Source organism: Noviherbaspirillum galbum, assembly GCF_010974945.1.
Lineage (GTDB): Bacteria > Pseudomonadota > Gammaproteobacteria > Burkholderiales > Burkholderiaceae_D > Noviherbaspirillum > Noviherbaspirillum galbum.
In genome coordinates this window covers 1-12,202 of record NZ_JAAIVB010000040.1, presented here as the reverse complement: position 1 = coordinate 12,202, position 12,202 = coordinate 1, and the positions used below count along the sequence as shown (strand labels likewise).

Annotated in this window: 14 protein-coding genes, 1 tRNA gene, 1 other RNA gene and 2 pseudogenes; 10 read left to right on the top strand and 8 right to left on the bottom strand. The window is 63.9% G+C overall.

The window, feature by feature from the left end:
• Positions 1 to 120 (top strand): annotated as a pseudogene (locus tag G3574_RS28350) (branched-chain amino acid ABC transporter substrate-binding protein); the annotation flags it as partial.
• A 73-nt stretch (positions 121 to 193) separates the two neighbouring features.
• Here the strand turns inward: G3574_RS28350 and G3574_RS12570 are convergent.
• Together G3574_RS12570 and G3574_RS12565 are read right to left on the bottom strand one after the other, a co-directional pair.
• On the bottom strand, positions 194 to 712 hold the full coding sequence (locus G3574_RS12570; RefSeq protein WP_163963608.1) for a hypothetical protein: 519 nt from the start codon (positions 710 to 712) through the stop codon (positions 194 to 196).
• A 132-nt stretch (positions 713 to 844) separates the two neighbouring features.
• Positions 845 to 1,153, bottom strand: coding sequence for a c-type cytochrome (locus G3574_RS12565; RefSeq protein ID WP_163963606.1), 309 nt, complete (start codon positions 1,151 to 1,153; stop codon positions 845 to 847).
• Here G3574_RS12565 and G3574_RS12560 point away from each other — a divergent pair.
• The gene (locus G3574_RS12560) at positions 1,059 to 1,283 is read left to right on the top strand and encodes a hypothetical protein (protein ID WP_163963583.1); all 225 of its coding nucleotides are present in this window, start codon (positions 1,059 to 1,061) and stop codon (positions 1,281 to 1,283) included. The genes G3574_RS12565 and G3574_RS12560 overlap by 95 nt on opposite strands.
• A 63-nt stretch (positions 1,284 to 1,346) precedes the next feature.
• Entirely contained in the window at positions 1,347 to 1,565 is a 219-nt protein-coding gene (locus G3574_RS12555; protein WP_163963604.1) for a TIGR04438 family Trp-rich protein, read from the top strand.
• 77 nt (positions 1,566 to 1,642) lie between these two features.
• Here the strand turns inward: G3574_RS12555 and ilvD are convergent, their stop codons facing one another.
• On the bottom strand, positions 1,643 to 3,517 hold the full coding sequence (gene ilvD, locus G3574_RS12550) for a dihydroxy-acid dehydratase (RefSeq protein WP_163963602.1): 1,875 nt from the start codon (positions 3,515 to 3,517) through the stop codon (positions 1,643 to 1,645).
• Positions 3,518 to 3,614: 97 nt separating this feature from the next.
• Here ilvD and G3574_RS12545 point away from each other — a divergent pair, with 97 nt between their 5' ends.
• From G3574_RS12545 to G3574_RS12535, 3 genes are read left to right on the top strand one after another with little or no spacing between them, the layout of a single operon-like run.
• Positions 3,615 to 4,511, top strand: a complete 897-nt coding sequence (locus G3574_RS12545; protein ID WP_163963600.1) for a LysR family transcriptional regulator — start codon at positions 3,615 to 3,617, stop codon at positions 4,509 to 4,511.
• Positions 4,512 to 5,327 (top strand): prolipoprotein diacylglyceryl transferase, encoded by an 816-nt coding sequence (lgt, locus tag G3574_RS12540; protein ID WP_163963598.1) that lies wholly within the window; start codon positions 4,512 to 4,514, stop codon positions 5,325 to 5,327.
• Positions 5,328 to 5,333: 6 nt separating this feature from the next.
• The gene (locus G3574_RS12535) at positions 5,334 to 6,842 is read left to right on the top strand and encodes a malonate--CoA ligase (RefSeq protein WP_163963596.1); all 1,509 of its coding nucleotides are present in this window, start codon (positions 5,334 to 5,336) and stop codon (positions 6,840 to 6,842) included.
• A gap of 503 nt (positions 6,843 to 7,345) precedes the next feature.
• Here G3574_RS12535 and G3574_RS12530 read toward each other — a convergent pair.
• The 5 genes from G3574_RS12530 to zapB form a co-directional block, all read right to left on the bottom strand.
• Positions 7,346 to 8,149 (bottom strand): sulfite exporter TauE/SafE family protein, encoded by an 804-nt coding sequence (locus G3574_RS12530; protein WP_163963594.1) that lies wholly within the window; start codon positions 8,147 to 8,149, stop codon positions 7,346 to 7,348.
• A gap of 7 nt (positions 8,150 to 8,156) precedes the next feature.
• Complete coding sequence (locus G3574_RS12525; RefSeq protein ID WP_163963592.1) at positions 8,157 to 8,615, bottom strand: EVE domain-containing protein; 459 nt, start codon at positions 8,613 to 8,615, stop codon at positions 8,157 to 8,159.
• Positions 8,616 to 8,714: 99 nt separating this feature from the next.
• A non-coding RNA gene (gene ssrS / locus G3574_RS12520) (6S RNA) lies at positions 8,715 to 8,895 on the bottom strand.
• Positions 8,896 to 8,963: 68 nt separating this feature from the next.
• Entirely contained in the window at positions 8,964 to 9,275 is a 312-nt protein-coding gene (locus G3574_RS12515) for a cell division protein ZapA (RefSeq protein ID WP_163963590.1), read from the bottom strand.
• Entirely contained in the window at positions 9,272 to 9,523 is a 252-nt protein-coding gene (gene zapB, locus G3574_RS12510; RefSeq protein WP_163963588.1) for a cell division protein ZapB, read from the bottom strand. The genes G3574_RS12515 and zapB overlap by 4 nt, the downstream gene beginning before the upstream one ends.
• Positions 9,524 to 9,621: 98 nt before the next feature.
• On the opposite strand from zapB, the gene G3574_RS12505 reads away from it, so the two are divergent.
• The 4 genes and pseudogenes from G3574_RS12505 to G3574_RS28345 all read left to right on the top strand — a co-directional run.
• Positions 9,622 to 9,697, top strand: a tRNA-Ala gene (locus G3574_RS12505).
• Between the two features lie 417 nt (positions 9,698 to 10,114).
• Positions 10,115 to 11,389, top strand: coding sequence for a PQQ-dependent sugar dehydrogenase (locus G3574_RS12500; RefSeq protein ID WP_163963586.1), 1,275 nt, complete (start codon positions 10,115 to 10,117; stop codon positions 11,387 to 11,389).
• 64 nt (positions 11,390 to 11,453) lie between these two features.
• Positions 11,454 to 11,786, top strand: a complete 333-nt coding sequence (locus G3574_RS12495; RefSeq protein ID WP_163963585.1) for a c-type cytochrome — start codon at positions 11,454 to 11,456, stop codon at positions 11,784 to 11,786.
• Positions 11,787 to 11,850: 64 nt separating this feature from the next.
• A pseudogene (locus G3574_RS28345) lies at positions 11,851 to 12,202 on the top strand (ligand-gated channel protein); the annotation flags it as partial.

The following is a 12,202-nucleotide window of genomic DNA, read 5'->3' as shown; positions in this document are numbered from 1 at the left end:
AACTACAAGGGCGTGACGGGCAACATCGCGTTCGACGCCAAGGGCGACATCAAGGACGGCACGCTGACGCTGTACACCTACAAGGGTGGCAAGCGCACGCAGCTGGCGGTGACGAAGTAATCACCGGTTGCGCATGATGCGAAAAACCCGGCTTCGGCCGGGTTTTTTTATTGGGCGGCAGATGCGTTCGCCGTCACTCTTTCTTTTCTCTGAATTCCACGTCGATCACGTCGTGGTCGACACGCGCGCCGCGCGCTGCGCCATTGCCCTGCGGCTGGGTGAACACATCCGCCTTGAATGCGTTGAAGCGACCCGCCAGTTTTTTTCTCAATGCCGCGAATCCGAGGATGAGCAGCAGGCCGACGCCGATGGCGGCAGCTTCCCCGGCCTGGCCACCTTGCAGATAACGCAGCAGGCAGAACACCAGGATTGCAGCCATCACGGGTTGGCGTGCCGGTTTCGGCAGCAGGCCGATGGTGCCGAGCTTGCCTTCCCTCACGCGAGGAAAACGTGCGAACAGCACTCCCAGCATCAGTCCGGCCAGGAAGCGGCTGGTGTCGAACTGCAGAGAGAGCATGGTGATGACGAGGTAGCCGACGTAGGAAAACGTCATCGCGACGGCGATGAGCGCGAGCAGGACGAGGGCAATGACCTTGCGCGGGGATTGCACGGCGGCCATGCCTAGCAGGGATAGGAGGTTGGAGGTTTTCATGGGCTGGAGGATTAGAGAGGGTTGGCGAGGTTCTGTTCAATACAGCGCAGAACAGCAAACCAGCGGCGCAAAACAAAAGCGCCCTTGCGGGCGCCTTTCAATTCGCGACTAACTAGCGTCGCCAAGCAAACATCACTTCTGCGACAACACCCACTTCACCAGGGTATGCGCCTCGGCATCGGTCACCTGCGCATTCGCGGGCATCGGGACCGCGCCCCACACGCCGGAGCCGCCCTTCAGGACCTTCTGCACCAGCTTGTCTTCGGCGGTCTTGTCGCCGGCGTACTTGGCAGCGACATCCTTGAAGGCGGGGCCGACGACCTTGTTCTGTACGGAGTGGCAAGCCATGCAGTTCTTTGCCTTTGCCAGGTCCGCGTTTGCCATTGCGGCGTTCGATACCAGGGCAGCGGCGGCAAGACCGATCAACACCAAACGTTTCATTATTCTCTCCAAAAAAAGCGCCCGTCATTGTAGCGCGAAATCAACCCAGAATTGCTGGAAGACCAAGACCATGCCGGCAAGCGAGCCGCTGTCGTCAATGCAGCAACGCCGCCGTCAGGATGAGCGTTGACTGTAACCAATGTCCGTTACAATCTTCCTTGATTTCCATCACGAAACACAAAAGGGATTTGCCATGCTGCTCATCGTTGCGGTTGTCGGATTGTCCATCCTGCGCTATTTCGAGCTTGGACCATTCGCGAACCTGTCCTGGTGGTGGATCATCGGCCTCTTCTGCGTCGCCTTCATCTGGTTCGAATTCATCGAACGCATGCTGGGGCTGGACAAGCGCAAGGCGCATGACCAGCACGAGAAAGCCCGCAAGGAGCGGGTCAGCAAGGCATTCAAGAAATGAAAATGGCGGAGCAAGCCTGCTCCGCCATGGATCTGAAGTGCATGCCGGGCCGATCGCCCGGCACCTGATGCAAGAGATCAGCGCTTGAGCTGCGACAGGTCGCGCACCGCGCCGCGATCGGCCGAGGTCGCCAGCGCCGCATAAGCCTGCAGCGCCTGCGATACCACGCGCTGGCGATTCGCCGGCTTCCATGCCTTATCGCCCCTCTTTTCCATCGCCGCGCGGCGTTCCGCCAGTTCCGCATCGCTGACCTTCAGGTGCATGCGGCGCTCCGGGATGTCGATCTCGATGATGTCGCCCTCGTTCACCAGGCCGATCGTGCCGCCTTCCGCCGCTTCGGGCGAGGCATGCCCGATCACGAGGCCGGAGGAGCCGCCGGAGAAGCGTCCGTCTGTAAAGAGCGCGCAGGCCTTGCCGAGGCCCTTGGACTTGATGTACGAGGTCGGGTACAGCATTTCCTGCATGCCGGGGCCGCCCTTCGGTCCTTCGTAGCGGATGACGACGACATCGCCTTCATGGACCGTGTCGCCGAGGATGGCTTCCACCGCGTCGTCCTGGCTCTCGAACACACGGGCGCGGCCGGTGAACTTGAGGATGCTCTCGTCCACGCCGGCGGTCTTCACGATGCAGCCCTTCTCCGCCAGGTTGCCGTACAGGACGGCGAGGCCGCCATCCTTGGAATAGGCGTGCTCCAGGTTGCGGATGCAGCCTTCGGCGCGGTCGAGGTCGAGCTTGTCGAAACGCTTGTCCTGCGAGAAGGCCTGCTGCGTCGGCACGCCGCCGGGCGCCGCGAGGTAGCGCTTGTGAATGGCCGCGTCGTCGGTGCGCATGACGTCGTTGCTGGCGATGGAATCGGCCATGGTCTTGCTGTGCACGGTATAGACCGAGGTATCGAGCAGGCCGGCGCGGTCGAGTTCGCCGAGGATGCCGACGATGCCGCCGGCGCGGTGCACGTCCTCGATGTGGTACTTCTGCGTGGCGGGCGCGACCTTGCACAGGCAGGGCACCTTGCGCGAGATGCGGTCGATGTCAGCCATGGTGAAGTCCACGCCGGCCTCCTGCGCCGCGGCGAGCAGGTGCAGCACGGTGTTGGTGGAACCGCCCATGGAAACGTCGAGCGCCATGGCATTCTCGAACGCGGTCTTGGTGGCGATGTTGCGCGGCAGGACGGTGGCATCATCCTGCTCGTAATATCGCTTGGCGAGGTCGACCACGAGTCGGCCGGCGCGCAGGAAGAGTTCCTGGCGGTCGGCGTGGGTAGCGACGATGGTGCCGTTGCCCGGCAGGGACAGGCCCAGCGCCTCGGTCAGGCAGTTCATGGAGTTGGCGGTGAACATGCCGGAGCAGGAGCCGCAGGTCGGGCAGGCGGAGCGCTCGATGTTGGCCACCTGGGCGTCCGACACCGTCGGGTCGCCGGCCTGGATCATGGCGTCGATCAGGTCGACCTTGATGATCTTCTGCTGGCCTTCCTGCTTGCCGTGCAACGCTTCGATGACCTTGCCGGCTTCCATCGGGCCGCCGGACACGAACACGACGGGAATGTTGAGCCGCATGGCAGCCATCAGCATGCCGGGAGTGATCTTGTCGCAGTTGGAGATGCAGACCATGGCGTCGGCGCAGTGGGCATTCACCATGTACTCGACCGAGTCGGCGATCAGCTCGCGCGAGGGCAGCGAATAGAGCATGCCGCCGTGGCCCATGGCGATGCCGTCGTCGACGGCGATGGTGTTGAATTCCTTGGCCACGCCGCCGGCCGCCTCGATCTCGCGGGCGACCATCTGGCCGAGGTCCTTCAGGTGCACGTGGCCGGGCACGAACTGGGTGAAGGAATTGACCACCGCGATGATCGGCTTCTCGAAGTCGCCGTCCTTCATGCCGGTGGCGCGCCAGAGGGCGCGGGCGCCAGCCATGTTGCGGCCATGAGTGGTGGTTCGGGAACGGTACACGGGCATGATGCGGTCTCCAGGAGCGGTACGAAACCGTCTAGAGTGCCTTGCAAGCGAACCACTGTCAAATATATGATTCCTTGCTCATTAGGTCGCAACGCATATGAATCTTGAACTCAGGCAATTGCGTTATTTCGTCGCCGTCGCGGAAGAGACCCACTTCGGCCGCGCCGCCGCGCGCCTGCACATGACCCAGCCCCCGCTGTCGCAAGCCATCCAGTCGCTGGAAGCGGCCTTGGGCGCGCCGCTGTTCGAGCGCACCAAGCGCAGCGTGGCGCTGACGCCCGCCGGCGAAGCCTTGCTGCCCGAAGCGCGCCGCCTGCTGCAGCAGGCGGCCGGCCTGCCCGACCTGGTGCGGCGCGCCGCCTCGGGCGAGGCCGGCAGCATGACCCTGTCCTTTATCTCGACCGCCGACTACAGCGTGCTGCCGCCGCTGCTGCGGGAATTCCGGGAGCGTTTCCCGCAGGTGGGCATCGAGCTGCGGGAGGCGACCACCGACGTGCAGCTCGACGACCTGCTCGCCGGTCGCATCGACGCCGGCCTGCTCATTCCGCCACTGCCGGAGAAGGCGCTTGCCGAACTGGAATACATGACCGTCCTGTCCGAGCCGCTGGTGCTGGCCGCGCCCCAGGGGCTCGCCGGCCTCGCGGGCACCGAGGCGGCGGACCTCAGGCAGGTCGGGGACATGCCGCTGATCATCTTTCCAAGACGTATCGCCCCGGCCTTCCATGATGCTATCCTTGGCTGTTTTCGTGATGCCGGTTTGACTCCTCGCATCGGGCAGGAAGCAATCCAGATGCAAACTATCGTCGGCCTTGTATCGGCGGGCATGGGGATTGCTCTTGTGCCACAATCCGTGTCTAACCTGAAACGCCCGGGCGTTGACTACAAGCCGCTTGCGCGCGGGACTGCGCCGGTGGAAACCGGCCTGGCCTGGCGCAGGGATAACCGCTCGCCCGTGCTGCGCAGCTTCCTCGAACTTTTGCGAAAGAAACGGTAGATGCTCGTACATCCGCTTCCCAATCCCATCGCCTTCTCCATTGGGCCGCTATCGGTGCACTGGTACGGCCTGATGTACCTCGTGGCCTTCATCCAGTTCATCGTCCTCGGCCGCCTGCGCACGCAGCAGCCGCACATGGCCGCCGCCGGCTGGAAGAAGGAGGACCTCGACGACATGCTGTTCTACGGCGTGCTCGGCGTGGTGCTCGGCGGCCGCCTCGGCGAAGTGCTGTTCTACAACCCCGTCTACTACGCCAGCCATCCCCTCGAGATCCTGGCGGTCTGGAAGGGCGGCATGTCGTATCACGGCGGCTTCATCGGCGTGCTGCTTGCCATGTGGGTGTGGGCGCGCAAGACGGGACGCCATCTGGTGGACGTCTACGATTTCATCGCGCCCATGGTGCCGCTCGGTTACGCGGCCGGCCGCATCGGCAACTTCATCAATGCCGAACTGCCGGGCCGCCCAGCCGATCCTTCCCTGCCCTGGGCCATGATCTGGCCGAACGTCGACCAGATTCCCCGCCACCCCTCGCCCATCTACCAGGCGCTGGTGGATGGCCTGCTGGTCTTCATCATCGTCTGGATCTTCGCGCGCAAGCCCCGTCCGCCGCTGGCGGTGGGCGCGCTGTACGTCGGCCTGTACGGCATGGCGCGCTTCTTCACCGAATACTTCCGCACGCCGGACTACGAAGTCCATTTCGGCCCGATCACCATTTCCGCGGGCCAGATGCTGTCGCTGCCGATGGTCGCCTTCGGCATCATCGCGCTGATCATCACCTACCGCCGTCACCGCCACTCGAAGGAAGCGCACTCCTGACCCGCCATGAACGCGAATCTCTACGCCCTGTTTGAATCCCGCTTTCCGGCGGACCGCACCGACTGCTGCATCGAGACGCATGACGGCCTGTACTACACCTGGAACGACCTCGACCGCGCCAGCGCGAAGATCGCCAACCTGCTCCTTCGGCTGCGGCTGCCGGAGGGCGCGCGCATCGCGGCGCAGGTCGAGAAATCGCCGGAAGCGCTGATTCTTTACCTGGCGACGATCCGCGCCGGCTATGTCTTCCTGCCGCTCAACACCGCCTACCGCGCGGCCGAGATGGCTTACTTCATCGAGAATGCCGAACCATCGGTGGTGGTATGCAGCCCGCAGAGCTTCGGCTGGGTATCGCAGATCGCCTTCGCGCACGGCGTCCAGCACGTCTTCACCCTCGGCGAAGACCGCACCGGCTCTTTGCTGTCGCGCGCGGCGTTCCAGTCGAACACCTTCCATACCGTGCACCGCGACCCGGACGACCTCGCCGCCATCCTGTACACCTCGGGCACCACCGGACGCAGCAAGGGCGCGATGCTCACGCACGGCAACCTCGCCTCCAATGCCGAGGTGTTGCACGGCTACTGGCAATGGCGGCAAGGCGACGTCCTGCTGCACGCCCTGCCCCTGTTCCACATCCACGGCCTGTTCGTGGCCTCGCACGGCGCCCTGCTCAACGGCAGCAAGATGATGTTCCTGCCGAAGTTCGACAGCAAGGAAGTCATCGACCGCCTGCCCCGCGCCTCGGTCTTCATGGGCGTGCCCACCTACTACGTGCGCCTGCTGGCCGATCCCGATTTCAATCCCGACGTTTGCGCGCGCATGCGGCTCTTCATCTCGGGTTCCGCGCCCCTGCTCAAGGAAACCTTCGACAGCTTCCGCGAGCGCACCGGCTTCACCATCCTCGAACGGTACGGCATGAGCGAAACCGCGATGCTCACGTCCAATCCCTACGATGGCGACCGCATCGGCGGCACCGTCGGCCTGCCCCTGCCCGGCGTCTCCGTGCGCGTGGTGCGCGACGACGGGCCAGCCTGCGAGACGGGCGAAATCGGCCACATCCAGGTCAAGGGACCGAACGTGTTCGCCGGTTATTGGCGCATGCCGGAAAAGACGCAGGAGGAATTCACCCCCGACGGCTACTTCAAGACCGGCGACGTCGGCCGGTTCGACGGCAACGGCTACCTCACCATCGTCGGCCGCAGCAAGGACCTGATCATCACCGGCGGCTACAACGTCTATCCGAAGGAAATCGAATCGGTGATCGACGACATGGCGGGCGTGGCGGAATCGGCGGTGATCGGGTTGCCGCATCCGGACTTCGGCGAGGCGGTGACGGCGGTGGTCGTGCCGCAGGACGGCGCGACGCTCTCGGAAACGGAGATCATCGCGGTGCTCAAGGCGCGGATCGCGAATTACAAGGTGCCGAAGCGGGTATACATCGTGGAGGAATTGCCGCGGAATACGATGGGGAAGGTGCAGAAGAATGTGTTGAGGGAGAGGTATTCGGAGGGGTGAGGTGTTGGGCATTCCTGATTGCCGATGGCATTCGCGCTTGGTTCTGCCGTCCTTGCAACGCGCTGTCAGCCGTGCCTACCGCTGGCAGCCCCGTGCCTACCGCCGCCGTCTCCACAACGCGCTGTCATCCCCGCGTAGGCGGGGATCCCATTTCGGTTTTGTCTCGTTCCAACTTCTCTCCGGTAAACCGGTTGCGGCTCCCACTCCGTGGGGACTTGCCGGGGCTGGTCCCGGCGGCCCAGGTCCTTTCTTTGTCAGCAGACAAAGAAAGGACCCAAAGAAAACTACTCTTACCCCCATCTGCGAGTCACTCCGGTCGACCTTGTTCGATGGGTAGAAGGGATGCCGTCCTCTACGGTAGTAAGTACCTGAGAAGCATTCGATGACTCGGCCTCCTGCCGCACCGGCATGGCTCCAGCCTGTTCCGACTACAGGGAGCAGGATGCCGAAGGTGAAGCGAAGGTGAAGGCTTTTGCATTTGCGTTTTCCTTGCGTCTTCTCTCCTACCGAAACGCCTTGAACAACATATACCCGGCCAGGCTGTACAACAGCAGCGCGAACACCTTCTTGAGCGAGGCCACAGGCAGTTGGTGGGCCACCTTCGCGCCCAGCGGCGCGGTCATCACGCTGGCGATGGAAATCACCAGCAGGGCTGGCAGGTAGATGAATCCCAGGGCGCCTTCCGGCAGGCCTGGCGTCTTCATTCCGAAGTAGATGTTGGACAGCGTGCCGGCGAGCGCGATCGGGAAGCCGAGCGCGGCGCTGGTGGCGACGGCGTTGTGGATCTTCACGTTGCACCAGGTCATGAAGGGGACCGACACGAAGCCGCCGCCGGCGCCGACGAGGCCGGCCAGGGTGCCGATGCCGCCGCCCGCCGCGAGCATGCCGCCCGGTCCGGGGAAATCGCGACCCGGTGCGGGCTTTTTATCGAGCAGCATCTGCGTGGCGGAGAACGCGACGAAGATCGCGAAGGACATGGCCAGCGCGGTGGCGTTGAGTTGCGCGCCGATCCAGGGGCCGATCCAGGAGCCGATCAGGATGCCCGGCGCCAGCAGCCTCACCACCCGCCACAGCACCGCGCCGCGCGCATGGTGGGCGCGCACCGAGGAGATGGACGTGAACATGATGGTCGCCAGCGAAGTGGCGATGGCCATGTGCACGATGTGCTCGCGCGGGAAGTGCTTGGCGGTCAGGAGCATGGTCATGAAGGGAACGAGCAGCATGCCGCCGCCGATGCCGAGCAGGCCCGCGGCAAAGCCGACCGCGGCGCCGAGCGCAAGCAGTGCGATGATGAGAGAGATGTCCATGTGGGGGTCAGGAGAGTTGCTGGAGTATGCATTCCCATTCATGCCGCGCGACCGGCGTGATGGAAAGCCGGTTGCCGCGCCTGAGGATCTGCATGTCGGCGAGCTCGGGAATGGCGCGCATCTGGTCGAGGGTGAGCAGGCGGGTCTTGCGGAGGGCGCGTACGTCGACCAGCATCCAGCGCGGCGTTTCGCGGGTGGCCTTGGGATCGAAGTAAGGGCTGCCGGAATCGAACTGGGTCGGGTCGGGATAGGCCGTGCTGGCCACCTCGGCGATGCCGGCGATGCCCGGTTCGGCGCAGGACGAGTGGTAGAACAGGACGCCGTCGCCCACGCGCATCTGGTCGCGCATGAAGTTGCGGGCCTGGTAGTTGCGCACGCCGGTCCAGGGCACCGTCGATCCCGCGGCTGCGAGGGCGTCGTCGATGCTGACTTCGTCGGGCTCGGATTTCATCAACCAGTATTGCATGCCGGACCGTTCCTCCTGGCGGCGATCCGTGGGATCGACAGGACGTTCGCGCGCAACGCGCAAAAAAAGCGGCTGCATTTTCATGCAGCCGCTTCGGTATATAGCCCCGCCTGTGCCGTCTTTGCCGGCATCCCGAACCTTACGGTTCAAGGTGGTCACAGTTAGTTCAATTTCGGGTTCATCGGACTAGCGACGCTCACGCCCATCGAACAAATTTCCGCGACCTATGCACATAAATGGTTCAAGGAATATATGGCAATCGCGAACACGGCAGGAAGGCTTAAGTTTACCCGAATCGAGCCGCATGTCAAAGGCTTTCGACCCGGATCGGCGGATATATTTCCCGCCTTAAAAGAGTGTTTCCTGAGGGGCAAGCGCCACGTCGATCACCGCGTTCATCGCTGCAATCTTCTGCTTGACTTCGGCCATGGTCATCTCGGAGAAAGGACCGCTCGCGGACTTCGTGGCGAGCAGTTCGGCGGCGATGCCGAGCGCGGCCATGACGGCGATCCGGTCGTTGCCCCTGATCTTGCCGGCATCGCGAATAGCGCACATCTTTTCATCGAGGTAGGCCACCGCATCGCGCAGCGCGCCTTCCTCGCCTTCGCGGCAGGCCAGCTTGTAGGGCTGGCCCATGATGGAGACGTCGAGCTGTATCATGCGGCCTCCTCGCTTTCATCCGTCGCCGGTATCCTTTCCAGCAAGGCCGACACCCGCTGGTAAGCCTGCTGGATGCGCGCGTTCAGCTCGGCGTTTTCGGCCGTGAGCGATGCGAGGGAATGACGCAGCTCGGCGTTTTCGCGGCGCAAGGAGGCGGCGAGTTCGGCGAGTTGCGTGACCTTTTCGGAAAGGTGGTGAAATTCGGAAACCATCCTGCAACTATAGAGGCGCGCGGGAACTTCAGTCAACAGGTTCCGGCCACCGGCCCGGCATTTTCCGGACAAGCGCAAACCGGCGGCGCGGGGCACTTGCATGCTTGCCCCAAGGCCAATAGAATTCCAGGCATGGGGCGGTAGCTCAGCTGGGAGAGCGTCGCGTTCGCAATGCGAAGGTCGGGAGTTCGATCCTCCTCCGCTCCACCAGGTTTCCTTGCGCGTTGGCTGCCGGTCGCACCGCGTGCCGCCCGTCCGCGTTCCCCGCGGCCTCCATTTCCCCGCCTCCTCGCATTCCCCTTGCTTGCCCGGTCCTCGGCCCGCTTCGGCACCTCCATGCCGGCCCGTCCAAAATGACGAATTCAACAAATTTGGCGATCCAATTCCCGCCATTCCTTGCCTCGGATTGGCATTTGTCAACATTGAGGCGGCGCGCGTCCTTTATCGTAACCTGACCCCATCCCGCGCGCTTCCGCTGTCATGGCCCGACCCATGCCGGCGCCGGTCCGCCCCCGCCCGGAGGCTGGACATCTTCCGGGATGAGATACAGGCATTTGTTGAAAACGCCGAAAGGCGTGACCTGGCTTGAGCAGTGGAGTGATCCCAACGACGATCTGGAGACGAAAAATGAAAACACCACGGTCCTTGAAAATCGGGCTGGCCGTTTCGGCCGGCCTTGCGCTTGCAATGCCGCTCGCGAACGCGCAGCAGAACATCGAAAACCTGAAGAAATTCAAGGTTTCGGGAACGGATCCGAACCTTCCCGCAATCCAGCAGACCGGCCGCACCGCCGATGCGATCCGCGAGAACCTGAAGCGCGTCAAGCTGCCGCCCGGCTTCAAGATCGACCTGTACGCCGTCGTGCCGGATGCGCGCCACATGGCGGTCGCGCCATCGACCAACATGCTCTTCGTCGGCACGCGCAAGAGCGCGGTGTGGGCCGTCACCGACCGCACCAGTTCCGGCGTCGCGAGCGAGGTGAAGCAGTTCGCGCCGTCCATCAAGTTCAACAACCCCAATGGTGTGTGCTGGACCCCGGACGGCTTCCTGATCGTCACCGAGCATAACCGCGTCCTCAACTTCCCCGCCGCCGAATTCTTCTACGAAGGTCCGGACGTGGCCGTCATCGAGACCGTTCCCCAGGGCAAGCTGATCCCGGTGGAGGACGAGTCCTTCAACCACGGCGCGCGCACCTGCCGCATCGGCAAGGACAAGAAGCTGTACATCACGCTCGGCCAGCCCTTCAACGTGCCGCCGCGCGCCAAGCTCAAGGAGTTCGCCGAATACGGCATCGGCGGCATCATCCGCCTCGACCCCTTCGATGGTTCCAAGCGCGAGGTGTTCGCGCGCGGCATCCGCAATTCGGTGGGCATGGACTTCAATCCGAAGAACGGCGACCTCTGGTTCACCGACAACCAGACCGACGGCATGGGCGACGACATCCCGCCGGGCGAATTGAACCGCGCCACCAAGCCCGGGCAGAATTTCGGCTATCCGTGGCTGGGCGGCCGCAAGGTCCGCATCACCGAGGAAGGCTATGACAAGGACCCCCTGCCCTCCAACCTGACGCCGCCGGAAGTCGAGATGGATGCGCATGCCGCGGACCTGGGCATGACCTTCTACAACGGCAGCATGTTCCCGGAAAAATACCGCGGCGGCATCTTCTCCGCCCAGCACGGCTCCTGGAACCGCACGACGCCGATCGGCGCGCGGGTGATGTTCACCTCGCTCAAGGCCGACGGCTCGGCCGACAAGACCGAGGTGTTCGCCGAAGGCTGGCTCGATCCGCAGACCAAGCAGTACCGCGGCCGTCCGGTGGACGTTGCCGTGCTCAAGGATGGTTCCATCCTGGTGTCGGACGACTTCGCCGGCGCGATCTACCGCATCAGCTACGGCCAGTAAGACCGGGCATGCCCCCAAGCCGGACGACCTATCCTCGTCCGGCTTTTTTCATGGAGACGACATCATGACGATTCGACGGTTTGCCCTGGCGATGGGCGTGGCGGGAGTGCTGCTCTGCACGCAATCCATGGCACAGGACAAGCAAGACCCCAAGGCAGGCAAGGAGAAGGCCCAGAGCTGTGCCATGTGCCATGGCAACGAGGGCATGGCGCAGATGCCGAACGCGCCCCATCTCGCCGGCCAGCCAACCGCCTACCTTGCGGAGCAGCTGAAGGCCTTCCGCAGCGGCGCACGCAAGAACGAGATCATGAGCGTGATCGCCAAGCCGCTCTCCGACGCGGACATCGACAATCTCGCGGCGTATTATTCTTCGTTCGAGATCCAACTCAAGCGCTAGCGCCGGCGAGGCCGGCCGCATCGCCATCCATCGTCACCCATCACTTCCAGGGAGCCACGAGGGAATGAACCATTCTTTGCCGCGGCGCGCCTTCCCGCGCCCGCCCCATGCCTTGCTGTCGGCCTGCCTCCTCGCGCCGCTCGCGGCGACGGCGCAGACCTCGGCCCCGGCCCCGGCCTCAACCGACGACGGCCGCCCGCCGGAGAGCATCGTCATCTCCGCCAGCCGCAACGCCCAGCGCCAGTTCGACGCCGCCGCTTCCATCGACGCCATCCAGCTCGATCCCCTGCGCGCCAACACGCCCCTGGTCAACCTCTCCGAACTCACCGGCGCCGTCCCCGGCCTGCAGCTGCGCGAACGCCAGAACTACGCCCAGGACCTGCAGCTCTCCGTGCGCGGCTTCGGCACCCGCTCCA

Coding starts and splice junctions, on each gene's coding strand:
- G3574_RS12570 (WP_163963608.1), bottom strand. CDS start 712: ATGAAAACCTCCAACCTCCTATCCCTGCTAGGCATGGCCGCCGTGCAA.
- G3574_RS12560 (WP_163963583.1), top strand. CDS start 1,059: ATGCAGTTCTTTGCCTTTGCCAGGTCCGCGTTTGCCATTGCGGCGTTC.
- G3574_RS12565 (WP_163963606.1), bottom strand. CDS start 1,153: ATGAAACGTTTGGTGTTGATCGGTCTTGCCGCCGCTGCCCTGGTATCG.
- G3574_RS12555 (WP_163963604.1), top strand. CDS start 1,347: ATGCTGCTCATCGTTGCGGTTGTCGGATTGTCCATCCTGCGCTATTTC.
- ilvD (WP_163963602.1), bottom strand. CDS start 3,517: ATGCCCGTGTACCGTTCCCGAACCACCACTCATGGCCGCAACATGGCT.
- G3574_RS12545 (WP_163963600.1), top strand. CDS start 3,615: ATGAATCTTGAACTCAGGCAATTGCGTTATTTCGTCGCCGTCGCGGAA.
- lgt (WP_163963598.1), top strand. CDS start 4,512: ATGCTCGTACATCCGCTTCCCAATCCCATCGCCTTCTCCATTGGGCCG.
- G3574_RS12535 (WP_163963596.1), top strand. CDS start 5,334: ATGAACGCGAATCTCTACGCCCTGTTTGAATCCCGCTTTCCGGCGGAC.
- G3574_RS12530 (WP_163963594.1), bottom strand. CDS start 8,149: ATGGACATCTCTCTCATCATCGCACTGCTTGCGCTCGGCGCCGCGGTC.
- G3574_RS12525 (WP_163963592.1), bottom strand. CDS start 8,615: ATGCAATACTGGTTGATGAAATCCGAGCCCGACGAAGTCAGCATCGAC.
- G3574_RS12515 (WP_163963590.1), bottom strand. CDS start 9,275: ATGATACAGCTCGACGTCTCCATCATGGGCCAGCCCTACAAGCTGGCC.
- G3574_RS12500 (WP_163963586.1), top strand. CDS start 10,115: ATGAAAACACCACGGTCCTTGAAAATCGGGCTGGCCGTTTCGGCCGGC.
- G3574_RS12495 (WP_163963585.1), top strand. CDS start 11,454: ATGACGATTCGACGGTTTGCCCTGGCGATGGGCGTGGCGGGAGTGCTG.